Origin of the sequence: Bradyrhizobium sp., from assembly GCF_030654605.1 — a bacterium.
In the GTDB taxonomy this organism is placed as follows: domain Bacteria; phylum Pseudomonadota; class Alphaproteobacteria; order Rhizobiales; family Xanthobacteraceae; genus Bradyrhizobium.
This window is the reverse complement of sequence record NZ_JAURXB010000255.1, coordinates 1-21,179: the sequence shown is the minus strand read 5'-3', so window position 1 is coordinate 21,179 and position 21,179 is coordinate 1. Positions and strand designations below refer to the sequence as shown.

General features: G+C 65.3%; 23 protein-coding genes. 6 read left to right on the top strand and 17 right to left on the bottom strand.

All coding sequences use genetic code 11. The annotated features are described in order from the left end of the window. Nucleotides 1-154 precede the first annotated feature (154 nt). From Q7U29_RS22780 to Q7U29_RS22770, 3 genes are all read right to left on the bottom strand, one after another. Complete coding sequence (locus Q7U29_RS22780; RefSeq protein WP_304745041.1) at nucleotides 155-370, bottom strand: hypothetical protein; 216 nt, start codon at nucleotides 368-370, stop codon at nucleotides 155-157. A gap of 52 nt (nucleotides 371-422) precedes the next feature. Then, a complete protein-coding gene (locus Q7U29_RS22775) occupies nucleotides 423-1,097 on the bottom strand; it encodes a hypothetical protein (RefSeq protein WP_304745039.1) in 675 nt (224 codons plus the stop codon). 288 nt (nucleotides 1,098-1,385) lie between these two features. Then, nucleotides 1,386-2,360, bottom strand: a complete 975-nt coding sequence (locus Q7U29_RS22770) for a tripartite tricarboxylate transporter substrate binding protein (protein ID WP_304745037.1) — start codon at nucleotides 2,358-2,360, stop codon at nucleotides 1,386-1,388. Here Q7U29_RS22770 and Q7U29_RS22765 point away from each other — a divergent pair. Then, nucleotides 2,349-3,443: a hypothetical protein gene (locus tag Q7U29_RS22765; protein ID WP_304745035.1), complete on the top strand. Its 1,095-nt coding sequence runs from the start codon at nucleotides 2,349-2,351 to the stop codon at nucleotides 3,441-3,443. The two genes, Q7U29_RS22770 and Q7U29_RS22765, sit on opposite strands and share 12 nt — an antisense overlap. A 181-nt stretch (nucleotides 3,444-3,624) precedes the next feature. Here the strand turns inward: Q7U29_RS22765 and Q7U29_RS22760 are convergent, their stop codons facing one another. From Q7U29_RS22760 to Q7U29_RS22750, 3 genes are all read right to left on the bottom strand, one after another. Next, nucleotides 3,625-4,887: an aminotransferase class III-fold pyridoxal phosphate-dependent enzyme gene (locus Q7U29_RS22760; protein ID WP_304745033.1), complete on the bottom strand. Its 1,263-nt coding sequence runs from the start codon at nucleotides 4,885-4,887 to the stop codon at nucleotides 3,625-3,627. Nucleotides 4,888-5,088: 201 nt separating this feature from the next. Continuing rightward, nucleotides 5,089-5,931: an amidohydrolase gene (locus Q7U29_RS22755; protein WP_304745031.1), complete on the bottom strand. Its 843-nt coding sequence runs from the start codon at nucleotides 5,929-5,931 to the stop codon at nucleotides 5,089-5,091. 242 nt (nucleotides 5,932-6,173) lie between these two features. Beyond that, nucleotides 6,174-7,235, bottom strand: coding sequence for an AI-2E family transporter (locus tag Q7U29_RS22750; protein WP_304745029.1), 1,062 nt, complete (start codon nucleotides 7,233-7,235; stop codon nucleotides 6,174-6,176). Nucleotides 7,236-7,453: 218 nt separating this feature from the next. On the opposite strand from Q7U29_RS22750, the gene Q7U29_RS22745 reads away from it, so the two are divergent. Then, the gene (locus tag Q7U29_RS22745; protein ID WP_304745027.1) at nucleotides 7,454-7,669 is read left to right on the top strand and encodes a hypothetical protein; all 216 of its coding nucleotides are present in this window, start codon (nucleotides 7,454-7,456) and stop codon (nucleotides 7,667-7,669) included. A gap of 55 nt (nucleotides 7,670-7,724) precedes the next feature. Here Q7U29_RS22745 and Q7U29_RS22740 read toward each other — a convergent pair whose 3' ends face one another. Then, nucleotides 7,725-8,273, bottom strand: a complete 549-nt coding sequence (locus Q7U29_RS22740) for a septal ring lytic transglycosylase RlpA family protein (protein ID WP_370691811.1) — start codon at nucleotides 8,271-8,273, stop codon at nucleotides 7,725-7,727. A 252-nt stretch (nucleotides 8,274-8,525) separates the two neighbouring features. Between Q7U29_RS22740 and Q7U29_RS22735 the strand changes: the two genes are divergently transcribed. Beyond that, on the top strand, nucleotides 8,526-9,437 hold the full coding sequence (locus Q7U29_RS22735) for a ketopantoate reductase family protein (protein WP_304745025.1): 912 nt from the start codon (nucleotides 8,526-8,528) through the stop codon (nucleotides 9,435-9,437). Nucleotides 9,438-9,444: 7 nt separating this feature from the next. Here Q7U29_RS22735 and Q7U29_RS22730 read toward each other — a convergent pair whose 3' ends face one another. After that, entirely contained in the window at nucleotides 9,445-10,323 is an 879-nt protein-coding gene (locus Q7U29_RS22730; RefSeq protein WP_304745023.1) for an SDR family oxidoreductase, read from the bottom strand. A 234-nt stretch (nucleotides 10,324-10,557) separates the two neighbouring features. Next, entirely contained in the window at nucleotides 10,558-11,385 is an 828-nt protein-coding gene (locus tag Q7U29_RS22725; protein WP_304745042.1) for a metal-dependent phosphohydrolase, read from the bottom strand. A gap of 475 nt (nucleotides 11,386-11,860) precedes the next feature. Between Q7U29_RS22725 and Q7U29_RS22720 the strand changes: the two genes are divergently transcribed. Next, the gene (locus tag Q7U29_RS22720; RefSeq protein ID WP_304745021.1) at nucleotides 11,861-12,436 is read left to right on the top strand and encodes a histidine phosphatase family protein; all 576 of its coding nucleotides are present in this window, start codon (nucleotides 11,861-11,863) and stop codon (nucleotides 12,434-12,436) included. 44 nt (nucleotides 12,437-12,480) lie between these two features. On the opposite strand, the gene Q7U29_RS22715 is transcribed toward Q7U29_RS22720, so the two are convergent. Then, a complete protein-coding gene (locus Q7U29_RS22715) occupies nucleotides 12,481-12,666 on the bottom strand; it encodes a hypothetical protein (protein WP_304745019.1) in 186 nt (61 codons plus the stop codon). 277 nt (nucleotides 12,667-12,943) lie between these two features. Here Q7U29_RS22715 and Q7U29_RS22710 point away from each other — a divergent pair, with 277 nt between their 5' ends. Then, complete coding sequence (locus Q7U29_RS22710; RefSeq protein ID WP_304745017.1) at nucleotides 12,944-13,891, top strand: hypothetical protein; 948 nt, start codon at nucleotides 12,944-12,946, stop codon at nucleotides 13,889-13,891. A 61-nt stretch (nucleotides 13,892-13,952) separates the two neighbouring features. Here Q7U29_RS22710 and Q7U29_RS22705 read toward each other — a convergent pair whose 3' ends face one another. The 7 genes from Q7U29_RS22705 to Q7U29_RS22675 all read right to left on the bottom strand — a co-directional run bounded on the left by Q7U29_RS22705 (nucleotide 13,953) and on the right by Q7U29_RS22675 (nucleotide 20,112). Further along, nucleotides 13,953-15,230 carry a TRAP transporter large permease gene (locus Q7U29_RS22705; protein ID WP_304745015.1) on the bottom strand — a complete coding sequence of 426 codons (1,278 nt, stop codon included), beginning with the start codon at nucleotides 15,228-15,230 and terminating at the stop codon, nucleotides 13,953-13,955. After that, complete coding sequence (locus Q7U29_RS22700) at nucleotides 15,227-15,736, bottom strand: TRAP transporter small permease (RefSeq protein WP_304745013.1); 510 nt, start codon at nucleotides 15,734-15,736, stop codon at nucleotides 15,227-15,229. The genes Q7U29_RS22705 and Q7U29_RS22700 overlap by 4 nt, the downstream gene beginning before the upstream one ends. Nucleotides 15,737-15,761: 25 nt before the next feature. Beyond that, nucleotides 15,762-16,763: a TRAP transporter substrate-binding protein gene (locus Q7U29_RS22695; RefSeq protein WP_304745011.1), complete on the bottom strand. Its 1,002-nt coding sequence runs from the start codon at nucleotides 16,761-16,763 to the stop codon at nucleotides 15,762-15,764. A gap of 35 nt (nucleotides 16,764-16,798) precedes the next feature. Beyond that, a complete protein-coding gene (locus Q7U29_RS22690; RefSeq protein ID WP_304745009.1) occupies nucleotides 16,799-17,695 on the bottom strand; it encodes an amidohydrolase in 897 nt (298 codons plus the stop codon). Next, nucleotides 17,692-18,417, bottom strand: a complete 726-nt coding sequence (locus Q7U29_RS22685) for a FadR/GntR family transcriptional regulator (protein WP_304745007.1) — start codon at nucleotides 18,415-18,417, stop codon at nucleotides 17,692-17,694. Before Q7U29_RS22685 ends, Q7U29_RS22690 begins: the two co-directional genes overlap by 4 nt. Before the next feature lie 74 nt (nucleotides 18,418-18,491). After that, nucleotides 18,492-19,307 (bottom strand): MBL fold metallo-hydrolase, encoded by an 816-nt coding sequence (locus Q7U29_RS22680; protein WP_304745005.1) that lies wholly within the window; start codon nucleotides 19,305-19,307, stop codon nucleotides 18,492-18,494. A gap of 16 nt (nucleotides 19,308-19,323) precedes the next feature. Next, complete coding sequence (locus Q7U29_RS22675; RefSeq protein ID WP_304745004.1) at nucleotides 19,324-20,112, bottom strand: SDR family NAD(P)-dependent oxidoreductase; 789 nt, start codon at nucleotides 20,110-20,112, stop codon at nucleotides 19,324-19,326. A 150-nt stretch (nucleotides 20,113-20,262) separates the two neighbouring features. On the opposite strand from Q7U29_RS22675, the gene Q7U29_RS22670 reads away from it, so the two are divergent. Continuing rightward, complete coding sequence (locus Q7U29_RS22670) at nucleotides 20,263-20,643, top strand: hypothetical protein (protein WP_304745002.1); 381 nt, start codon at nucleotides 20,263-20,265, stop codon at nucleotides 20,641-20,643. The last annotated feature ends 536 nt before the right edge of the window (nucleotides 20,644-21,179 follow it).

The following is a 21,179-nucleotide window of genomic DNA, read 5'->3' as shown; positions in this document are numbered from 1 at the left end:
CAGGGACCCATAACCACCGATGTGCGTTGCTACCGAAGGTCTCGACCGTCAGCGCTTGACCGAAAGTGCACGGCGTATGGGTCCCTGCGTTCGCAGGGACGACGAGGGTGGCGGACTACGCCGCAACGTAACCCGCCCCACTCTCTTCATCCCCTCACTTCGCCAGCCCGAGCGACTTCAGCGCCTTGCCGTTGTCCTTGTTATCCGCCTTCATGAACGCAGCGAACTGCGCGGAATCCTGATAGATCATGTCAAAGCCGCGTCGGTTCATGAATTCCTTGAACTCGGCACTGTCCCAGCCCGTAGGGCGGATTAGCGTAGCGTAATCCGCCATCACCACGAACACGGCGCAATACGCGGAGTTTATCATCGGGCGCGCATTCGCGCGACCCGCTGGCTATTGCGCCCTACGCAGCTGCGCGTCAGCTTGCGTCCGGGCCGGCTGTCGGCGCAGGATTCAGCGGAGCGCCTCCTACCGAAACAGGACCGGCAGGCTTGGGAAGTGGCGGAAGGGTTGGAGGGAGAACCGGAGGGAGTACTTTTCGCGACGCATGGACGACCCGCGCGCGAGGATTTCGACGGGGGATGCTGGAAGTCACTGACGGCAGGATGCCGGAAGTCGCCGACGGCAGGATGCTGGAAGTCGTCAGCGGCGGCGTCACCGGATTCTGCAGGGAGCTCACCTGCGCCGTCAGCACGGCGAGTTGACGGGTTATTCTTTTCAGATCCGCCTGTTGGGTTGCGGAGCTCTGCGTGAGCGACAGCAACGCATCGGCGTTTTGCTGCTGCGACATCTGAATGTCCCTCAGTCCCGCCCTGACAACTGCATCCGGTACGAGGACTGGAGCCGGGTCGGGCGGAGGAGGTGCAGCGACGCGATTGAAATTCGGCGGGGAGAAGCGGCTGAAGTCCGGCAAGGAGAACCGATCGACGCCCGGCAAAGCGACCTGATTGAATTCCGGCAGAGAGAAGCCACCGAAACTCGGCAAGGAATTGGCGGTGGCGGCACCAATGACGACCAGGGCGGCCAGCGACACCGCGATCACCGGCACTCGGCTCAAGGCCAGCTGCGGTGCCGCCTCGGGCTGCTTGTCCACTTGCGTTTCCCTGGCCGGTGCTTCGGTCACCTGCGTTCCCTGCGTCTCAGCCCAGTCGCGAGATTCGTCCCATCTCCGGTCAGCAAAGACAAAAGAGCCATCGCGGTGACAAACCAGCCATGGCTCGCGCGCGCTTGCCCACCCGAATTCGGCTCAAATCATGGGCTCGTATGGTTAATGATCGGTTAGTCTTGGAGCGCGTAGGATTACGCAGCGTCATCCGCCGATACCGGCGTTCAATGAAAGCGGCGGATTACGCCTTCGGCTAATCCGCCCTACTGACTTCCCTCACTTCGCCAGCCCCAGCGACTTCAGCGCCTTGCCGTTGTCCTCGTTGTCCGCCTTCATGAACGCCGCGAAGCCGGCGGAATCCTGATAGATCATGTCGAAGCCGCGCCGGTTCATGAACTCCTTGAACTCGGCCGAGTCCCAGATCTTCTTGATCGCGGTCTCGTATTGCGTGGCGATCTCCTTCGGCAGGCCCTTGGGCGCGGCAAAACCGCGCCACACGCCCTTGTGCCATTTGTGACCCGTCGCCTCCTCGGTGGTCGGCACATCAGGAAAATTCGGCGCGCGCTTCGGCGAGAAGAACACCAGGCTGCGCAGACGCCCCGCCTTGATCAGCGCCTCGGCTTCCGGCATCGAGCAGGAGACGAAGTCGACGCCGCCGCCCGCGAGGTCCGTCAGCGCGGTGGCCGCGCCGGTGGACGGCACCCAGCGGATCGAATTGGGCGGAATGCCGTCGGCCTGCAACAGGCCGGCGAGCGCAACATGCCAGCTGCCGCCCTGCCCGGTGCCCGAGGCCACCACCTTGTTCGGGTTAGCCTTGATATGCGCGAACAGTTCCTTGACGTTCTTCCAGGGCGAGTCCGCCTTGACGTGGATCGCGGCGGGGTCCTGGTTGACCAGCGCCAGCGGGGTATACTTCTCATAGGTGAGATCGGTCAGCCCGACCCAGTGCATCAAATTGATCTCGAGCGTGATCAGGCCGAAGGTGTAGCCGTCGGGGGCCGCCGTGGCGATCGCCTGGTGGCCGACCACGCCCGACCCGCCGGTGCGGTTGACGACGTTCACCGGCTGCTTGAAATCGCGTTCCAGCATCTGGGCGATCTGGCGCGCCACAGCGTCGGTGCCGCCGCCGGCGGCCCACGGCACGATCAGCGTGATCGGCCGCTCCGGGAACGCCGCCTGGGCATTGCCGGCGCCGAGCAGGCTGGCGGCTGCAAATGCTGCAAGCGCGAAATTTCTGAGATGGCGAAACATTTCGATCCTCCCGCTTTTGTTCTTGATGCGCCGGGTGAGGACACCGCGACGCTGCGCTTTTTGCGCTATTCGCCATTCCGACGGCGGAGCGCTAACATGTCAAGGGGACGTGCCGGCACATGGATGCAACTCGTCGTCCCTGCGAACGCAGGGACCCATAATCCCGGTCGTCTGTTGTTGCAGAAGGTATCTAACACCGGCGTCTCACCGACAGGCCGCGGCGTATGGGTCCCTGCGTTCGCAGGGACGACGAGGGTGTTTTGTTGCAGGTTCAACGCCCAGGAGGCCGACAATATGCCTTCAGATCCGAATCCGAAGACGCGCGTATGGATAGCGTTCCTGCTGCTGTTCGTCGTGTTTGCGGCTGGGGCCTGGTTCGTATCCGACCTGAGCCGGCTGCAGAGGGGCAGCGCCGTTCGTGACAGCCCGGTGGCATTGCAGGACATCACCCGTCCAGGGCAGATCGATGAAGCGCTCACGCAACATCCCCAAGACAGGTTCCTGCGGCTGACGGCCATGGCCATCCAGGCGGCGAATGAAACCGCTGCTGCCGCTGAAAAGCTGTCGAGCGAAGTCGAGCCACCGGCGGTTCGGGGGATCGGCAATCTGGGCGCGGCAAGCCGTGATGCCCTCGAGGCGCTTCGCCGCGATCTGAAAACGGCGGAAACCAATGCGACGACATTCATGCCGCGCTACCTCGCGCTGCTGAAATCCGAGCGTGACAAGGTGGAAAGGCACGCGCGCTCGCTGAATGCCGGAAACGAGACCACAGCCAGGCTGCTGGATCACATCGACAAGCGGCACGCGGAATTTGCGGCCCTCGTTTCCAGGCTGCTGTCGGCGCGCGCCGAACTCTATCGCGCCTATGGCGACTATGTCGCGCTTCTGGTCGCCGAGTCCGGCACCTACAAGGTCGTCGACGGCCAATTCATCTTCCCCCTGCAACGCACGGTGGACCGCTACGATGTCGCGGCCCGCGCGATGCGAGAGACCACCAGGCGCGTCGTCGAACTGGAGAAGGAAAGAAGAAATATGCTGAAGTCGCAGCAGGACGGATGGGTACAATTCGTCAGCGGCAAATGACTGCGCCTTGCGCATTTCTATCGTCGTCCCTGCGAACGCAGGGACCCATACGCCGTGCACTTTCGGCTCAAACGCTGAAGGTCGAGACCTTCCGTAACAACCCACACCTGTGGTTATGGGTCCCTGCGCCCCGTGCGCAATTGCGCACTAGGCAGGGACGACGTTGGTTTAGCTTCAATCCCTACCTCGCCGCCCGCGCATCCAGCTCACGCACCGCCCTGAACCCCTGCTCCGCCGCTTGCAGCGCTTCGTCGATATCCGCAGGCCCATGAGCTGCCGACAAGAACATGTTGTGTTGCGGATGAAAGAACGCGCCGTGCCGCAGCGCCGCCGAACAGAACGCGCGGCCCTTGCGGACCTCCGGATCGGCCTCGAACAGCATCAACGGCATTTGCGGCGGGCCGCTCTGCCTGACAGCAATGCCGTGCCGGTTCGCCAATGCCGCGAGCCCCTCGCGCAGCCGCAGGCCCATCGCGTGGATATGCCCCGGCACGTCGGTCTCGCGCGCGATGCGCAAGGTGGCGCGGGCCGCCGCCATCGCCACGGTGCCGCACCAGAACGAGCCGGTGACGAAGACCTTTGTCGCGGCCTCGCGAAACCGGTCGTTGCCGGTGACGGCCGCCAGCGCATAACCGTTGGCGATCGCCTTGCTCCAGGCGGCGAGGTCCGGGCGCACGCCCAACGCCTCCCAGCTGCCCCTGAGATCGAGCCGCAGGCCGGCACGGACTTCATCGATGATGAGGGCGGCGCCGGCCGCGTCGCAGATGGCGCGCGCGGCTTTGGCGAACTCCGCCGTCGGCAGTTCGAGATCCCGGCCCATGTCGTGGCGGAAGGCGGTGACCAGGACGGCGGCAAGATCGTTGCCCGCTTCAGCAGCGGCGGCCTGCAGGCTCGCCACATCGTTGTAGTCGAAATGCACCAGATGCGCGCGGTCCTCGCTGGTGATTCCGGCGACAACAGGCGAACACCATGGCAGCGCGCCGTGATAGGCGCCACGCGCCACCAGCACCTTGCGCCGCCCTGTGCCGGCGCGGGCGATGGTCACGCAGGCCGTGGTCGCATCGCCGCCGTTCTTCTGGAACATGGCCCAGTCGGCATGCGGCACCATGGCGACGAAATCTTCCGCCAGATCCACCATCACTTCGCCGGGACCATTGAAACAGTCGCCGCGTGCCGCCTGCGCCTGCGCCGCCGCCTCCACTTGCGGATGGCGGTGGCCGAGCAGCACCGGTCCCCAGCTGCACATGAAATCGATGTATTCGCGCCCGTCGACGTCGCGGATGCGGCATCCCTCCGCGGAGGCAAAGAACTGCGGATAGCCCTCCGGCAGCCGCGCCGCGTTGAGATGCCCCCACATCCCCCCGGGCACCACGCGCGCCGCCCGCGCCCGCAACGCCGCATCCGCCGTCGGGGTTTTGCTAAGCATGGTGGCTGGTTGGGTCATGGTCCCTCATGTCGGATTGGAGAAGTCGGCAGCGTAGGTTGGGTTGAGCCGTTGCGAAACCCAACGGCTTGCTTCGGGCGCGGATGACGCGATGGGTTTCGCGAAGAGCTCAACCCATCCTGCACCCTACCATAATACCACAAAACGCACCGTCGCTTACTGTACATGGGGTTGTTTTCGATATTTCTGGTTTGGCGCCGCTCACTCCCTCGTCGGCTCCCACCGATACGCCTTGGCGCACGCCCCGCCCATCAGCATCGCCCGCTCGCTGTCGCTCAGTCCGCCATAGTTGCGGAACGGCTCGACCGCCTGTTCGTAATTGACCACCGCGAAGGCCCGGGTCCAGTCGGTGCCCCACAGGCAGCGCTCAAGACCCCAGGCCTCGAACACGCGCTTCAGCGGATCCCGGATATCCGGAAACGGATAAGGTTCGCGCGACAGCGTGCAGGCGCCGCTCACCTTGATCGCCACGTTCGGGCGCTTCGCCAATGCCAGCACCTTCGGCAGATCGGCCCACGGCTGCTCCGGCGCCGGCGGGGTGCGCGGCTGCAGGATGCCGAGATGATCGAGGATGAAGCGCGTTTCGGGATGCCGGTCGATCAATGCGGTGCCGGCGTCGAGATTGTCCCAGCACAACAGGTTTACCGGGAAGTCGTGGCGCACGCCCGCGCGCGCGATGCGGTCGAGCCCGGGATCATCCGGCGCGCGTCCGCTCTCCCTGGTCAGCATGATGCGGATGCCGACCGCGCCCGGCGTCTGCTTCCAGTCGGCGACGACATCGTCCACATCAGGGTCGTCGGGGTCGACCGGCTTGACGATCGCCAGCCGGCCGGGATGCGCCCGCGCCACTTCCACGGCATAGCTCGCGTCATAGCGATACATCGAAAACGCCGAGATGAAGATCGCGCCGTCGACGCCGACCTTGTCCATCGCCGCCACCATCTCGTCGCCGGTGACGTGATCGGGCCAGTTCGGCAACGTAGCCCATGGCCGCTTCGGCGTGTTCGCCTCATAGGCATGGACCTGGGAATCGATCGTCATCATCGCGGCGGCTCCTTTGCGCGCGGCGAGTTTGGACGTTGCGGCGGGGTGGTGTCCAGTGGGGCAGAGAACCACCCCCGCGTCGTCCCGGACAAGTGAGCGCAGCGAACGCCGATCCGGGACCCATACCGCGTTGTGCCCTCGATGCGACGACGTGATGATGGAATCTTCGCCACGCCACCGCCGGTGGCTAAGGGTCCGTGCGCCCGTGCGCAATTGCGCACTAGGCAGGGACGACGGCGAGTTTACGTTTCCGACTCCGCCGCCGTCCGCCGCGATGCCGAAAGGATTTCCCACGTCACCATGAACATCGCCGCGATCAGCGGTCCGATGACAAAGCCGTTGAGCCCGATCACCTGGATGCCGCCCAGCGTCGAGATCAGCACGACATAGTCCGGCAGCTTGGTCTCCTTGCCGATCAGGAACGGCCGCAGCAGATTGTCGACGAGGCCGATCACCAGCACCCCATACAGGATCAGGCTGACGCCCTGCCACACGGCGCCTGTCGCCAGCAGATAGATCGCCACGGGCCCCCACACGAGCCCGGCTCCGACCGCCGGCAACAGCGACAGGAACGCCATCAGCACCGCCCACAGCAAGGCGGCGTGAATCCCGAGAAACCAGAACGCCAGCCCGCCCAGCGCGCCCTGCGCCATCGCCACCAGGATGCCGCCCTTCACCGTGGCGCGCACGACGTCGACGAAGCGGTCGAACAGCGCGGTCTTCTGGCTGGTGCGCAGCGGAACCACCTGCCTGATCCGCTCGGCCAGCGCGTTGCCGTCGCGCAACAGGAAAAACAGCAAATACAGCATGATGCCGCCGCCGACCACGAAGTCGAAGGTGTTCATGCCGAAGCTGAGCGCCTGCGGAGCAACCGCCTGTCCGCCCTTCACCAGCCCGGCCGCCACGCTGTCGCGAACCGCGGACAGGTTGGTCAGGCCGAAGCGATTCAAGAGGCCCGTCGCCCAGGCCGGCAGGGCATCGAACATGCGTTGAATATAGCCGGCGAAGTTGTACTCGCCGGACTGCACCTTGGCGTAGAGGACGGAGGCTTCCTGCAGCAGCGAAGCCGTGATCAAGGCCAGCGGCAGAATGACCATCGCAATCACGATCAGTACCGTCGTCGCGGCGGCGAGATTGGGCCGCCCGCCCATCCGTTGCTGCAGCCTCAGATTCAGCGGCGCGAAAATCACGGCGACGACGATGGCCCAGAGAATGGCGCCATAGAACGGCGCCAGTATCCAGGCGAACGCCAGCGTGATCGCGACCAGCAACAGCAGAAAACTCTGGTTCTCGAGCCTGCGCACCGTTGGTTTCTCCTGTGTCGTCATGTCCTGCACTGTCTTGCCAATGAATTCGGCGGCGCCTGGTTCAAATCCACAGCGCGCGGACCGCGCGCGTCCTCCGGACTGGCCAGTAAGACCACGGGGGCAGCAACGCGGCAGAACACAGCGCCCCCGAATCGTGGCACGAACCCTGCATAGCATCAACCGTCCGGGTGATCCCCCAAGCCACGAAGGACGCCATGCTCGTTACTCTCGTCGCCGTTCTCTGCAACGGCCAGCTGTGCCTGGAGAAAGTCGTCACCACCTCCGAACTGTCAGGCATTACCATGACAGCCTGTGCGGTCCATGCGCAAATCGGCATCGCCGACTGGCTGGCCAAGGGCCCGTATCATCAGTGGAAGCTGCAACGATACAAATGCGTCGCGGGAAAATACATTCCAAAGAACGAGGCATGACGGGCATGCGCCGGCGATGACATTCCGGCGATGAAGTTCTGGCCGGCTCCGCCTGCTACTGGACGACGTCGAGCTTGACGTTGGCGATGCCCTTTCCAACCATTCCGAGCGCATCCGCCGCGGAATAGGAAACGTCGACGATCCGCCCCTGGATGTACGGACCGCGGTCGTTGACCCGGACCGTGACGGCGCGGCCGGTGCTGACGTTGGTCACGCGCAATCGGGTGCCGAACGGCAACGTCGGATGCGCCGCGGTCAGATCGTGCGTGTTGAATTTTTCACCGCTCGCGGTCTTGGTGCCCTCGGTGTAGAAGCTGGCAATGCCCTGCGACGCCGTCGCGGTGCCGGCGGCAGGCCGGTGCGCCGCGAACGGCGTATGTTTTTTCACCACGGCCGCGCGCCGCTTCGGCACTGATGATGTCGACCGATCGCGTTCGAGCGACGCTTCCCTGCTCTGGCGCGTTTCGGATTTCGAGCTGACGACGGAGGACTGCGCGCAACCCGCCAGCGCGGCCGCTGCGAGCGCGAGGGCCAACAGCCGCACCATGCCGCGGCCCGTTGCGGTATCGATCCCTGATGGCGTGGCACAGCCGTTTGTCACCATGTTGCATCCCCCACTCGCGCCCCAGCCCAAGCCGAAAACCAACACGCCCCCAGCGTCCGAATCCAATCGGGGCGGAACCGTGACCGGGTGCGATCGGACCCGCGTCGCCCCACGCAATTCGGTTCGAGTGTGCTCGCGGTGTCACAGCGCCCACGGCATTGCCGCAATCTCGCCGGCAAACGGCCGCGGAAATTGCGCCATCGCTTCCGATCAGCTACCCCGGCCCGCGTCAGCCTCGCCCAGGAGCCCAGCATGCAAGTCGCGGTGATCGGCGCCGGAGCCGTCGGGTGTTACTACGGCGGCCTGCTGCTCAAGGCCGGACATGACGTCACCTTCATCGGCAGGCAGCCGCATGTCGACGCCATCAATGCGCATGGCCTGTTGCTGGACATGCAGGGATTCAGGGATCACCTGCCCGCGACGGCCGCAACCGACACCACCGCCCTCGCCGCGCCGGATCTGGTGCTGGTCTGCGTCAAGTCGGCCGATACCGAGCAGGCCGGTCGTTCCCTCGCCGGTCACTTGCGGCCGGAAACATCGCTGCTCAGCCTGCAGAACGGTGTCGACAACGCGCAGCGCCTGCGCGCCGTCACCGGCCATCCCGTCATCGCAACGGTGGTCTATGTCGGCAGCGAAATGGCCGCATCAGGCCATGTCAGGCATCACGGCGGCGGCGACCTCGTGATCGGCGCTTCCCCGGCCAGCGAGGCGCTGGCGCAAACCTTGAACGCAGCCGGCATCCACACCACGATCGCCGTCGACATCGAGGCCGTGCAATGGACAAAACTGATCACCAACTGCGCCTTCAACGCGCTGTCCGCGGTGGCGGGCATCGCCTATGGAGCGATGATGCAGGTCGAAGGCGCCCGGGATGTGATCGCCAGCGCGGTTCAGGAAGCAGCTGATGTCGCCCGCGCCTGCGGCGTGAAAATTCCGCACGACCTCGAGGCGCAGATCCTGAAAATTCCAGCCGCGATGCCGAACCAGACCTCCTCCACCGCACAGGATCTGTCACGCGGAAAACCCAGCGAGATCGACTTCCTCAACGGCTATGTGGTGCGCAAGGGCGCCGAGCTCGGGATTCCGACGCCGACCAACCGAGCGCTGCAGGTGATGGTGAAGCTGGCGGAACGCGGCAGGGAGCTATCAGGCAGGCGAGCCTGAACGACGATCAACCCGCCGGCCCCTCGCCGCTGGCCCGCAGCGCCGTCAATCCTTCCCGGTAGGTCGGGTAGCGCAGCACGACACCGAGTTCGCTGCGAATCAAGGCGCTGCGAACGCGTTTGCTTTCGCCGTAAAAACTCCGTGCCATCGGAGACAGTTCGGCGGACTCGAACGCAATCTCCGGCGGCGGTGGTACGCCGCACAAATCAGCCGCAAGGCTGACGACGTCCTGCGCCGGCGCCGGCTCGTCGTCGCTGACATTGTAGATCGCGCCGGCGCGCGGCTGCCTGAGCGACGCCTCGATCACCGCAGCAATATCCGCGACATGGATGCGGTTGAAGACCTGGCCCGGCTTGACGATCCGACGGGCGGTTCCCGCCGCCAGTTGCGCCAACTGGTTGCGGCCGGGACCATAGATACCGGAAAGCCGGAAAATGTGCACCGCGATTCCGCTGATAGCGCCAAACGCAAGCCATGCCTGCTCGACAGCAGCCCGCACTTGCGAACGCCCGTCAGACGGCGCGGCCGGCGTCGTCTCGTCGACCCAGCTGCCGGCGTGGTCGCCATAGACGCCAACGGTCGAGAGATAGCCGATCCAGCGCAGATGGGGTGCCGCAGCTATCCTATCGGCGAACGCCGCGAGCACGGGATCGCCTGAACCATCCGGCGGGGTCGAAACCAGAATGGCTTCCGCTTCGCCGATATCCAATGCGATCGCGGGATCGCATCGATCGGGCGAAAACACATGCGCGCGGATGCCGCTCCGCGTCAGCATGTCGGCCTTGGGCCGGCTTCGGACGGTCGCAGATATCTGCGCGCCGCCCGGCCGCAGGCGGTCGGCAACATGCCGGGACGTGTAGCCGAATCCGAACACCAGAAGCTTCATAGCCGATCTCCATGAGATTTCCCTTCCCTTGGTTGGTTTACCGCAACGCGTCTTGCGCGCGTTGAGAAAGCCAACAGCAAACGGCGTGCCAGCGCCCGGCGCACGCTCTGGCTGCGGAACTTCCCTGCAATTTACGCGATGTTTTGGCTCGTTCGAACGCAGCAAGTCAGGTACATCGCGGGCCAGCGTCTCACCCTTGCGAACAGCACGTCGCAAATCCGGGACGCGGCAGGCCTACCGCTGCGGCCCCGAAAGCGAGATCGCCTGTTCGGCGCGGAACACATTGGCGTACAGGTTCGCGATCCACCGCCGTCCGCTCGAGGTCATGTTGAGATAGCCTATTTCGGTCTGGATTTGAGGCGCCACGCTGTCCCAGTAGAATTGGGGGTAGCGATGGACGATGTCGGCGGGTGAATCATAGCCGAGCTGGCGATTGATGCCGACTTCCTCAAACTCATGGTAGAGCGCGTTGGATTTCCGGATGTAGTTCGGATCTCCGAGTTGCCCGATGAAATCCGCGGCGCGAACCATCGACGCTTCCTCACCAAATTGCTGGCCTGCCAGCGGCGGAAACCTCGTGCCTTCGATCGCATCGGCAATGCGTTGCTTGTCGAGCGGGGGCACGACCCTCCTCATCACGTAGAGTTTCGAGCGGTCGACGTGGTGATTCATCAGGCCGGCGTCCGATGCGCCGCGCGGCAAGGTCACCTTGCTGCCCTCAGAATCGATCACGAATCCGTCGGCATCGTCCTCCCTGAACAGGCCGCGCACATAACCAATGTCATGGCCGAGGCAGGCGACGATGACATGGGCGTAGTCTTCCACGCTGACATGGGTGTGCAACGCACGACCACGCAGGATATCGTGTCCCGCCAGCGTGACCAGCATCGTATGCTCGACATTGTGGTAAAGCGCGTCGCTGTTGCCGATGCATTCGAGCGCCAGGCGCGCCGCCGCCGGCACGATCTCCACGAGCGCCTGCGAGGGACCGAACCGGCGACGCATAAAGGACCGGAGAAATTCTTCCAGCGCGTCCACGGCCAGTTCCGGTAAGGTCATCATGGATGCTGCCCCGCTTGGCTCACCTTGTCGCGCCTGCTCCCGGCTTCTCGTTTTTTGTCTGTGGCGGTAAGCATAGCGCATCTCGGGTCGGGTCACCAAACGGTGGATGCCACACCCGGGACAAAAAGCAGGGTGTGTTGCGGCGCCGCCGCACCCGGTTACTCCGCATCCCGGCCGGCTGGTCCTGTTTTACCTGGATCACGCCGGGGTTATTTGAACGGCCCTGCCAAACGCGCTAGGAATCCAGCGCGGATCGGTGCCGTTTAAAAAATGCCGGAGGCGGTCCATGACATCCATCACCCGGCGTTGCTTGCTGTCGCTGGCGGCTGCCCTCATTCCGGGGGCGGCGCCCCCGTGTGGTGAGTACCCCCGCGTTCGAAGGCAAGCTGCTGTGGATCGCGGCGGCGCTGATCGCTGTCGTGATCGCGCATCTCGGACCGTGGCTGCCTGATCGCGTGTGACGAGGTCCGCCATCATGCGCCGCATCGGCTTCGCCATCTTCGCAATTCTTCTGGGGCTCTGCACCGCGGCGAATATCGCCCGCGCTGGCGACGCCGAGGCCTGGAGCGCGCTGCGCGCCGGTGGGCACGTCGCCTTGATGCGGCATGCCGATGCGCCGGGCGGCTTCGGCGATCCGCCAGGGTTCAAGGTCGAAGACTGCGCCACCCAGCGCAACCTCAGCGCCAAGGGACGCGCCGACGCGCTCAGGATCGGTGCGCGGCTGCGGTCGGAAGGGGTTGGACTGGCAACAATCCTCTCCTCGCCCTGGTGCCGCTGCATCGACACCGCAACGCTGCTTCAACTCGGACCGGTCAAGACCGCACCGACGTTCGGCAATGTGGTCGTGCTGCGCGATCAAAGGGAGGCCCTGACATCAGGCGCGCGGGCCGTCATCGAGCAATGGACCGGCAGCGGCAACCTTCTCATCGTGACGCACGGCGCCAACATCCAGGCGCTCACCGGCATCCAGCCGGCGAGCGGCGAGATCGTCGTGGTCCGCGGCGGCAGCGGCGGCGGCCGCGAGGCTGTCGGCCGCCTGATGCTGGATTGAACCGTCGCGCCGGTCGCTCGCCGCAATAGCTGTAGAATATTTCCTCAGCCTTGATGTGGCCCTCGCATCATCTTCATGGCATCCGCGATGTGACGCCATTCCCTGGCCTCTTCCGTCTCGCCCTTGCTCTCGCACGCCTGGGCCATTCGCGCAGCTTCGGCGATGGCTTCGTAACCACGCCGCTCGATCATCTGACGCGCGATGGTGTGAATTTGCGTCTCCGATGTCATCTCGGCCTCCCTGATTGTTCCGCCAATCGGAGCCATATCAACCGGTTTCGGCGGTCCTGCAGTATGTCCAGAACCACCAACGACTGATCTCGTTCCAGCCATCCCGATCAGGTTCCCGCAAGCCTCAACCTCTCCACCCTGTCGCCTTGCTTTGGTCAAACCGGACAGGACTCTGGAGCCGGGCAAGGGGCCGTTAGGGGGGGCGTCAAGGGTTCGCCGACGTCGCCTGAACCCGCCGGCCCCTCGCGGGTGAGCCTGGACCAAGCACGGAGCGCCAATGCATTCCACACTGAAGCTGCGAGATTCCGATCCGCACGACGACTTTTCGATCGCACCCGATGTGGTCCCGGCGGCATGGGCCGACAAGGTGCTCGCCGACATCGCGCGCGACGCCGGGAGCGAGGCCGAGGGCCCTCATGACATCAGCGACTCTGCTTCGGATCAGCAGGCATCTGCGGCATCCGGTGCCGCAGTGGCCGCGCCGGCCGTGGATACGACGTTTCGCGCCACCGCCACCGACGATATCGTCGCCCCAGTCGAGCAGCCGTCGACCAGCCGGTGGGCAAAAAGTGCGATCATGCTGGTGTTTGCCATGAGCAGCGCTGCCGCTGCCGCCGCTTGGCAAACTCACGGCGATGCGGCCAGGCAGATGATCTCGAATTGGGTGCCCGCTTTCGCCGTCACTTCGTCGCCGTCGACGGAAACGGCTGCGCTCCCGGCAGCGACGGATACGCCCGCCACTCAGATAGCTGTGGCGGAGCAGAACGCTGCGTCGCCGGCAGCCCCGGCGCCGCCCAAGGAAAGCGCTGTAACGGTCGCCGCCGCGCCCTCCCCGGAGGCGGCGCAGTTGGAGTCGATGACGCGCGACCTCGCGGCGATGGCGCAACAGGTCGAACAGCTCAAGGCCAGCGTCGCCGAACTGAAGACGAGCCAGCAAGCGATGGTCCGCGACGCCGCCAGAACGGCCGATAACAAGCCTGCAGAGATAAAACCCGCCGCACCAAATCCGCGGCCAAGGACAGCAGTAGTGCCACCGCCGCGAACGGCCGCGCCGCCTCCGCCCCGGCCGATGCCGGCCTACCGACCCGCGCAGGCCGCGGCACCCGCACCGTTGCCGCAACCGGCTTACCCTCCGGTGTCGACGCTATCAGCGCCACCACCGCAGGACCCGGCCCGGGCCGACGATGACGGACCGATCGTCCGGCCACCGATGCCGCTGCGCTAGCGCAGCTCTGCTCAGGCGCCGGAAAATCCCACATCTGCCAGCACCGGTAGATGTGTTCCCCCTACTTTCCCGGCACGAACATCAGCGCGAACGATGGGATATAGGTGGTCAGGAACAGCACGATCAGCATCACGATGATATGCGGCCAGATCGCCCGCGATATCTGGGTCAGGCTGAGGCCCGAAATCGCCATCCCGACGAACAGGCAATAGCCGATCGGCGGCGCCGCCATCCCGATCGCCACGTTGGTGACGATGATCGCGCCGAAGTGAATCGGATCGACACCGAATTTGGTGGCGATCGCGATCAGCATCGGGCCGAGGATGACCATGATCGCGATCTCGTCCATCACGGCGGCGAGCAGGAAGAACGCGATGTTGAGCCCGGCCAGCGCCATCCATTTCTCCGTGACATGGCTGGCGAGCCAGGTGGCGAATCCGGTGGCGATCTGCTCCTGCGCGATCAGCACGCCGAAGCCGGCCGAAACCGCGATGATGGCGGTGACGATGGCGCTGGTGCGCACCGATCGCAGCACGATGTCCGGCAATGCCGAAAAACTCATCTGCCGCTCGACGAACAGGCCGATGACGACGGCATAGATGCAGCTGATGCCGGCGGCCTCGGTCGGCGTGAAGATGCCGCCATAGATGCCGCCGAGCACCACCAGCGGCGACATCAGCGCCCACTTGCCGTGGGCGAAAGCCGCGCGCGTCTCGGCCCAGCTGGCTCTTGGCTGTTTGGGAACCTTGTTGCGTTTGGCATGGACGTAACAAACGACCAGCAACCCCGCGGCGATGGCGAAGCCCGGCACGATGCCCGACAAAAAGAGTTTGCCGATCGATTGCTCGGCCACGATGCCCCAGATCACGAAGGCGATCGAGGGCGGGATCAGCGGCCCGAGCACGCCGGCGCTGACCGCGATTGCCGCGGCAAATGCCTTGTTGTAGCCCGCCGCGGCCATCGCCGGGATCACGATCGCGCCGATCGCCGCTGTGGTGGCGGGCGCCGAACCCGAAATCGCGGAAAATACCAGGGCGGCCAGCACCGCGACCATGGCGAGCCCGCCGGTGCGGTGCCGCACCAGCACGGCGGCGACATCGATCAGGCGCTGGGACAGCCCGCCGGCCGTCATCAATTCGCCGGCCAGCATGAACAGCGGGATTGCCAGCAGGCTGAAGGACTGCGATCCCGCCACCAGCTGCTGCGCCAGGAAAGCGGGTTCCATATCGACCACCACCAGCACCAGCGTGACGACGACGCCGATGGCGATGGCAAAGGGCACGCCGAGCGTGACGAGGGCGGCAAAACCCGCGGTGAGCAGCAGGACGCTGGCGCTCATGGCGCCAACTCCACGGGCGCTTCGGCCGGCGCGTTGCTCAGCATGCGCCAGCTCGCGAACAGGCCAATCAATCCCCCCGCCACCGGAGCCATCGCGTGCAACAGTTCAATCGGAAAGCCGATGGCGGCCGAAACCGAGCCGCCGGTCATGTCGAGGAATCGCAGGCCCGACCAGGCGAGAAAGAAACCGAACGCCGCCGTCAACGCCTCGATGACGCGCTCCGCCCAGGGCCTTCCGCCTGACGGCACGAGGTTGATCAGGATGTCGAGCCGGACGTGAAATCCCTCGCGCACGCCGAGCGCCAGCCCGCCCATCACGGTCCATGAGAACATCAGCACGGCCAGTTCCTCGGTCCAGGACGGCGTGCGGCCGAACACATAGCGCATCACCACCTGCAGCGCGATGCAGCCCACCATGATCGCGGTCGCCGCGATCAGGCTGAGCTTCAGGGCGGTGGCGACGAACGCGATGACGCGTTCGACGCCGCGCAAAGCGGGGTTGGCCATGGCCGGGGCTCGCGGTGGCCGGGCGTTACTGCTTGGCGGCCGCCGCTTCCTGCATCAGTTCCGGTCCGATCGAAGCCTTGAACGTCTCGTAGACGCTCTCCACCGAAGCACGGAAGGGCTTGAAGTCGGTGACGCGATTGACCTTCATGCCGGCCTTTTCGAGCTTGGCGACGACATCCTTCGCCGCGGCGCCCGCGGCCTCGCGCTGCGCCTTGGTGGCGGCGACACCGGACTCGATCACCACCTTCTTCAGGTCGTCGGGCAGCTTGTCGAAGGCGCGCTTGGCCATCAGCAGCGGAATGGCGGAATAGGTGTGGTTGGTGATCGAGAGATACTTCGTCACCTCGAAATACTTGTTCTGTTCGATCACCGCGAGCGGGATTTCCAGCCCGTCGATGGCGCCCTGCTGCACGGCCGTGAAGGTCTCGCCCCAGGCCATCGGCACGGCGTTGCCGCCGAGCGAAGAGAACATGCCGATGAAGACCGGGTTCTGCATGACGCGGTACTTCACGCCCTTGACGTCCTCGGGCTTGTCGACCGGGCGGACGTTGTTGATCATGTTGCGAAAGCCGCCTTCCATCCAGCCGAGCAGCTTGACGCCCTTGGCTTCGAGCTTGGCGGCCAGCTTCTGGCCAACCGGGCCGTCGAGCACGCGCTGGGCCTGCGCCTCGTTCTCGTACAGGAATGGCAGGTCGTTGAGCTGAAAGGCCGGCTCGATCTGCGCGATCACCGCGTTGGTGATGACGCCGGCATCGACCGTGCCGAGCCGCATGCCCTCGAGCATCGGCTTCTCGTCGCCGAGCTGCCGGTTGGGATAGAGCTGGACCTCGATGCGCCCGTTGGAGGCCGCCTCGACGCGCTCCTTGAAGGCGCGCGCGCCGGTGGCATAGGGATCCTGCGCGCCGTCGGCGGTGGTCCAGCCGAGCTTGATGACGGTCTTCTGCTGGGCGAAAGCCGGCGCGCTTGCGAGCACGATTCCGACTGCCGTGAATGCACCGAGTGCGCGGCGCGTGATCAGGTTAGCCATGGGTAACTCCTCCCGTTGAAAGTAAGCGCCGCCGTTCAGCCGGCGGTCGCGGTGGCAAATCCGTAGAGACGCGCCGGGTTGTCGACGAGGATGCGGTTGCGCACCGCCGCCTCCGGCACCCAGAGCGGCAGCAAATCCAGCAATGCGCCGGTGTTGAACATCGGCCCTTCGACCGAGACATGCGGCCAGTCGGAACCCCAGACGCAGCGCTCCGGCGCGGCCGCAACCAGCGTCCGCGCGAAGTCGAGCGTATCGTGGAACGGCGCGCCCGCCTGCGAAATGCGGTAGGCCCCGGACAATTTCACCCAGGCCTTGCCTTCGCGGAGCAGCCGCAGCATCCGCTGGAAGCCGGGATGCACGACGCCAGACGATACCGGCATGTGCCCCATATGGTCGAACACGACCTCGACAGGCAGTTTCATCATGCGCGGCCCGAGTTCAGGCAGGTTGCGCGCGTCGATCAGCAGCTGGATGTGCCAGCCGAGCGGCGCGACACGGGCGGCCAGCCGCTCCATCTCGTCGATCGCCACGCCACCGCCGAACAGGACGTTGATGCGGATGCCGCGCACGCCGGCCGCGTGCAGCGCCTCGAGTTCCTCGTCGCCGACATCGGGCGCGACCACCGCGACACCGCGCAACCGGTCCGGATGCGCCTTCAGGCTCTCGACCATGCAGCGGTTGTCGGTGCCGTAGACGCTGATCTGGACCAGCACGCCACGCGCCACGCCGAGACTGTCGAGCATGCCGAGATAGGCGCACTCGGGCGCCGGAGGCGGCGTGTAGCTGCGGCTGGCGACCATCGGGAAGCGATCGGCCGTTCCTATCACATGGGCATGGGTGTCACAGGCATGGACCGGAACGGCGAAATCAGGCGGACTGACGAACGGGTTCGGTCCCTGACAGGCCGGTGGCTCGAGCAGGGTTGTGCTCATGACCGCGCACCGGTGAAAGGCCCGAGCCCGAGCCGCTCCATCGCCGCCGACAGATGACGGCGCATCGCCGCTTCCGCAGCCGGCGCATCGCGCCGTTCGATCGCCGCGAACACCGCCTCATGCTCGGCCTGCACCGCCAACACGCTGCTGGGGTGACGCGCCGCGGTGTTCGAGCGCGCCTTGGCGATGGCGCCATGCAGATTGGCGCCGAGAAAGGTCAGGAAGCGGTCGAAATAGGGATTACGCGAGGCCCGGGCGATGGTGGCATGAAAGCGATTGTCGGCCTCGATATCGTCCTCCCGGCCCGCGACGGAGACTTTCATCTCCCGCAGACAGGCGCGCATCGCCGCCAGCTCGCTGCGGTTGGCGCGGACGGCAGCAAGGCCAGCCGCGGCGCCTTCCACCGCGACGCGGAGCTGAAAGATGTCGTGCAGATCCTTGACGATGGCCGGATCGGGCTCCAGCCGGAACAGACTCTTGCCCGGCTCGGCCGAAACGAAGGCCCCCAGCCCCTGGCGCGTATCGACCAGCTCATCCGATTTCAGCCGCGACATCGCCTCGCGCACCACCATGCGCGAGACCTCGAACCGCTCCGCCAGCTCCTTTTCGGATGGCAGCCGCGCGCCCGGCGCGAATTCACCTGATCGAATCGCCGCGGTAAGCTGGCGAGCGACCTCGTCGGATAGACGCGGGGCACGGGTGACGGAAGTAATCGAGGTCATGCTGACCGGTTATCATACAAGCTGGAGATCAGACAAGTTCGAATGTTCCCGACCACGGCCCGGCCGGAAAACCTTCAGGCCTGCTCCCCCTTCAGCAACTCGACATACCACGCCGCCGATCGCTCCACCGCCTGCGCACCGCCGCTCATCACCTGGCGTCCCGGAAAGGCGCCGTAGATCCGGTCGAACTTCCAGGCAGCGAGCGTGTCGGCGATGCGGCGAACCGTCGTGCCCGATAGCGGCATCATGTTGGGGTAGCTCCAGAGGAACGAGACGCGACCGAGATCCGCCGCCACCTGCACGATATCGCCGCTGAAGATCGCGCCGCGTCCTTCGGCGCCATCAGCCCAATGCAGCACGGCGCCGCCGGCAAAGTGGCCGCCGAGCCGGAGCAGCGTCACGCCGTCGGCGATATCAAGGGTCTCGCCCTGCCAGAGGCGAACCGCGGGATCGGGACGCATGATCCATTCGGAATCGGCGGCGTGCAGATGGACCGGGCAGTCGAAGCGGCGCGCCCAGTCCTGCATGCAGGTGTAGTAATGCGGATGCGAGATGGCGACCGCGCGAAGTCCGCCCAACGAGCGGATCAGCGCCTCGGTGGCATCGTCCAGCAAGGCGAGACAATCCCACAGGATGTTGCCCCCGGCGGTGCGCAACAGCAGCGCGCGCTGGCCGATGCCGAATTGCGGCCATGTGTGAATTTCGAACAGGCCGGCTTCAAGCTGCCGCCAGGCATTGACGTGCCCGCGGCCAAGTCGTTCCGGCGTTGTCCAGGCCTGCCCGCCCGGCGGCACATACTGGCGTTCGTCGTCGCAGATCCGGCAGTGGCGTGGCGGTTCGGGAGCCTCCGGGTACGAGGTCCCGCACGTGCTGCAGATGTGAATCGGCATCGAACGGCCTGCCCTTTCAGAGATCGCCTGTTTCGGGCGGCTCGAACCAGTTCATCAGCGACAATCCGCCATCGATCACAATCGCCGATCCCGTGACATAGGCCGACACCCTGTTCGACAGCACCGCCAGCGCCATCGGCGCGAGGTCGGCGGCCTCGCCCAGGCGTCCCAGCGGGATGTGTCTTGCCAATGCCGGATCGGCGACAAAACCGCCGGCGGCGACGGCGCCGGGCACCAGCGCGTTGACGCGGATGCCGTAGCGGCCCCACGTCCGCGCCAGTTCCTTCACCAGCATGGCGAGCGCGGCCTTGGATGTCGAATAGTGCGGCAGGTTGCGCGGCGTGCCTGCATGAAGCGAGGTGAGGAACAGGAACGAGCCGGGCTCTTTCGCCGCGATCAGCGGCCGCGCCAGTTCGCGCGCGAGATGAAAGCCGGCGTCGACGTTGACCGCGCGCATCTGCGCCCAGGTCTCGTCGCTGACCGCCATGGCATGATCGGCCTCGCGCCGCGGCGGCGAGGCGCTGTGAACGAAATGGGTCACCCGCCCGACCGCCGATTGTGCCTGCGCCAGCAGCGCATCGCAGGCGGCGCGATCCCCGAGATCGCCGACGAAGGCAAACCCCAGTTCCGGCCGCGGCGAGGTCTTGATCGCATCGGCAACCGTATCCGGGTTGATGTCGGCGAACACGGTCCGCACGCCCTCCCCGACCAGAGCTTGCGCGATGGCGCGGCCGATGCCATTGCCCGCGCCGGTGACCAGGGCCGCCTCGCGCGCGGGATCGAAAGGTGTGTTCAAGAGGCTCATGCTGTCGACTCCCAAAGGGGTGCGGTGAATAAGACACGATTGCCGGTCAGCTTCAACGCCATGACCGCCATCGCAGCGTGTCGTTGCTTCCGGAGGTTGCGCGGTGATGATGTCGGAGCTAGTCTTATTGCCCAACCCAGGGAGCCGACAATGCGTTATGGTCTCTTCATCGTGGGATTGATGGTCCTTGCGGCACCGGCGCAGGCCGAGCCGCGCTCGGTCTATGTGGCCATGGTACTGCAGGCTTTCGCCGCCAAGGTCGAATGTCCCGGCATGGACGTGGCCTATCAGGATCTGGTGCAGAAGGCGAAGGAGATGCAGCTGCCGGACGAAACCACCGAGAAGGTTCGAAAGGCCATCGCCTACATGCACACCGGTGGAAAAATGGGCGAGCGCGGGGACGCCGAACTGATGTCGGAAGTCGCCGTGGCGACGAAATCAACCGACCTCGACCAGCGCCGTCTCGGCCTCTCAACCTGGTGCGAGACCCAGAAAGCCAAACTCGCCGGATTTGTTCGCACGAAGAATTAGGGCGAAGCACCGACCTCATCCTGAGGAGCCGCGCACGCTTCGCGCGGCGTCTCGAAGGATGGCAGCAGGCAATTTGCCACATGGTTCGCGACGCGGGCCCGCCAGCGCACTTGTCGGCGGCCGGACGCGCTCCTCACCATGAGGGAGGGCGTCCCGCGCAAGAACCTGCGACAGATTAACCCGACGGGCAAATCACTTCGATTTATCCGAAATCGTGTCAAGCCCTTTGCGTAAAAATATTTCTGTTTTTCAGAATTGAAAACCGAGCTATATGTTCGCCATCCCGTCCCATTCAGTGGGGCGTTGCGCAGAGGTCACCAATGCGGGACGGGGATGCGGTGGACGCGAATGGCGCTCTTGACCGGAGTGCCTGAAGCGGATGGCGAAATCGTGTGGTTCCGACACCCCAAGGGCAGGTGTCAAGCTCGCCGCTCAAGGCAGCGCGGGTGACGGTGGCAAAAGTGCAGGGCTCACCGAGAAGAGCACGTATAAGCCTTAAACCACTGCGCGGGGAGTGCCGGGTGATTCCGGTGTGA

What these genes read in the sequence shown, in the direction of transcription:
- Q7U29_RS22710 (WP_304745017.1), top strand. Translation starts at nt 12,944, where the DNA reads ATGCATTCCACACTGAAGCTGCGAGATTCCGATCCGCACGACGACTTT.
- Q7U29_RS22745 (WP_304745027.1), top strand. Translation starts at nt 7,454, where the DNA reads ATGCTCGTTACTCTCGTCGCCGTTCTCTGCAACGGCCAGCTGTGCCTG.
- Q7U29_RS22715 (WP_304745019.1), bottom strand. Translation starts at nt 12,666, where the DNA reads ATGACATCGGAGACGCAAATTCACACCATCGCGCGTCAGATGATCGAG.
- Q7U29_RS22725 (WP_304745042.1), bottom strand. Translation starts at nt 11,385, where the DNA reads ATGATGACCTTACCGGAACTGGCCGTGGACGCGCTGGAAGAATTTCTC.
- Q7U29_RS22760 (WP_304745033.1), bottom strand. Translation starts at nt 4,887, where the DNA reads ATGACCCAACCAGCCACCATGCTTAGCAAAACCCCGACGGCGGATGCG.
- Q7U29_RS22685 (WP_304745007.1), bottom strand. Translation starts at nt 18,417, where the DNA reads ATGACCTCGATTACTTCCGTCACCCGTGCCCCGCGTCTATCCGACGAG.
- Q7U29_RS22720 (WP_304745021.1), top strand. Translation starts at nt 11,861, where the DNA reads ATGCGCCGCATCGGCTTCGCCATCTTCGCAATTCTTCTGGGGCTCTGC.
- Q7U29_RS22690 (WP_304745009.1), bottom strand. Translation starts at nt 17,695, where the DNA reads ATGAGCACAACCCTGCTCGAGCCACCGGCCTGTCAGGGACCGAACCCG.
- Q7U29_RS22705 (WP_304745015.1), bottom strand. Translation starts at nt 15,230, where the DNA reads ATGAGCGCCAGCGTCCTGCTGCTCACCGCGGGTTTTGCCGCCCTCGTC.
- Q7U29_RS22730 (WP_304745023.1), bottom strand. Translation starts at nt 10,323, where the DNA reads ATGAAGCTTCTGGTGTTCGGATTCGGCTACACGTCCCGGCATGTTGCC.
- Q7U29_RS22735 (WP_304745025.1), top strand. Translation starts at nt 8,526, where the DNA reads ATGCAAGTCGCGGTGATCGGCGCCGGAGCCGTCGGGTGTTACTACGGC.
- Q7U29_RS22680 (WP_304745005.1), bottom strand. Translation starts at nt 19,307, where the DNA reads ATGCCGATTCACATCTGCAGCACGTGCGGGACCTCGTACCCGGAGGCT.
- Q7U29_RS22675 (WP_304745004.1), bottom strand. Translation starts at nt 20,112, where the DNA reads ATGAGCCTCTTGAACACACCTTTCGATCCCGCGCGCGAGGCGGCCCTG.
- Q7U29_RS22695 (WP_304745011.1), bottom strand. Translation starts at nt 16,763, where the DNA reads ATGGCTAACCTGATCACGCGCCGCGCACTCGGTGCATTCACGGCAGTC.
- Q7U29_RS22700 (WP_304745013.1), bottom strand. Translation starts at nt 15,736, where the DNA reads ATGGCCAACCCCGCTTTGCGCGGCGTCGAACGCGTCATCGCGTTCGTC.
- Q7U29_RS22755 (WP_304745031.1), bottom strand. Translation starts at nt 5,931, where the DNA reads ATGATGACGATCGATTCCCAGGTCCATGCCTATGAGGCGAACACGCCG.
- Q7U29_RS22670 (WP_304745002.1), top strand. Translation starts at nt 20,263, where the DNA reads ATGCGTTATGGTCTCTTCATCGTGGGATTGATGGTCCTTGCGGCACCG.
- Q7U29_RS22780 (WP_304745041.1), bottom strand. Translation starts at nt 370, where the DNA reads ATGATAAACTCCGCGTATTGCGCCGTGTTCGTGGTGATGGCGGATTAC.
- Q7U29_RS22770 (WP_304745037.1), bottom strand. Translation starts at nt 2,360, where the DNA reads ATGTTTCGCCATCTCAGAAATTTCGCGCTTGCAGCATTTGCAGCCGCC.
- Q7U29_RS22740 (WP_370691811.1), bottom strand. Translation starts at nt 8,273, where the DNA reads ATGGTGACAAACGGCTGTGCCACGCCATCAGGGATCGATACCGCAACG.
- Q7U29_RS22765 (WP_304745035.1), top strand. Translation starts at nt 2,349, where the DNA reads ATGGCGAAACATTTCGATCCTCCCGCTTTTGTTCTTGATGCGCCGGGT.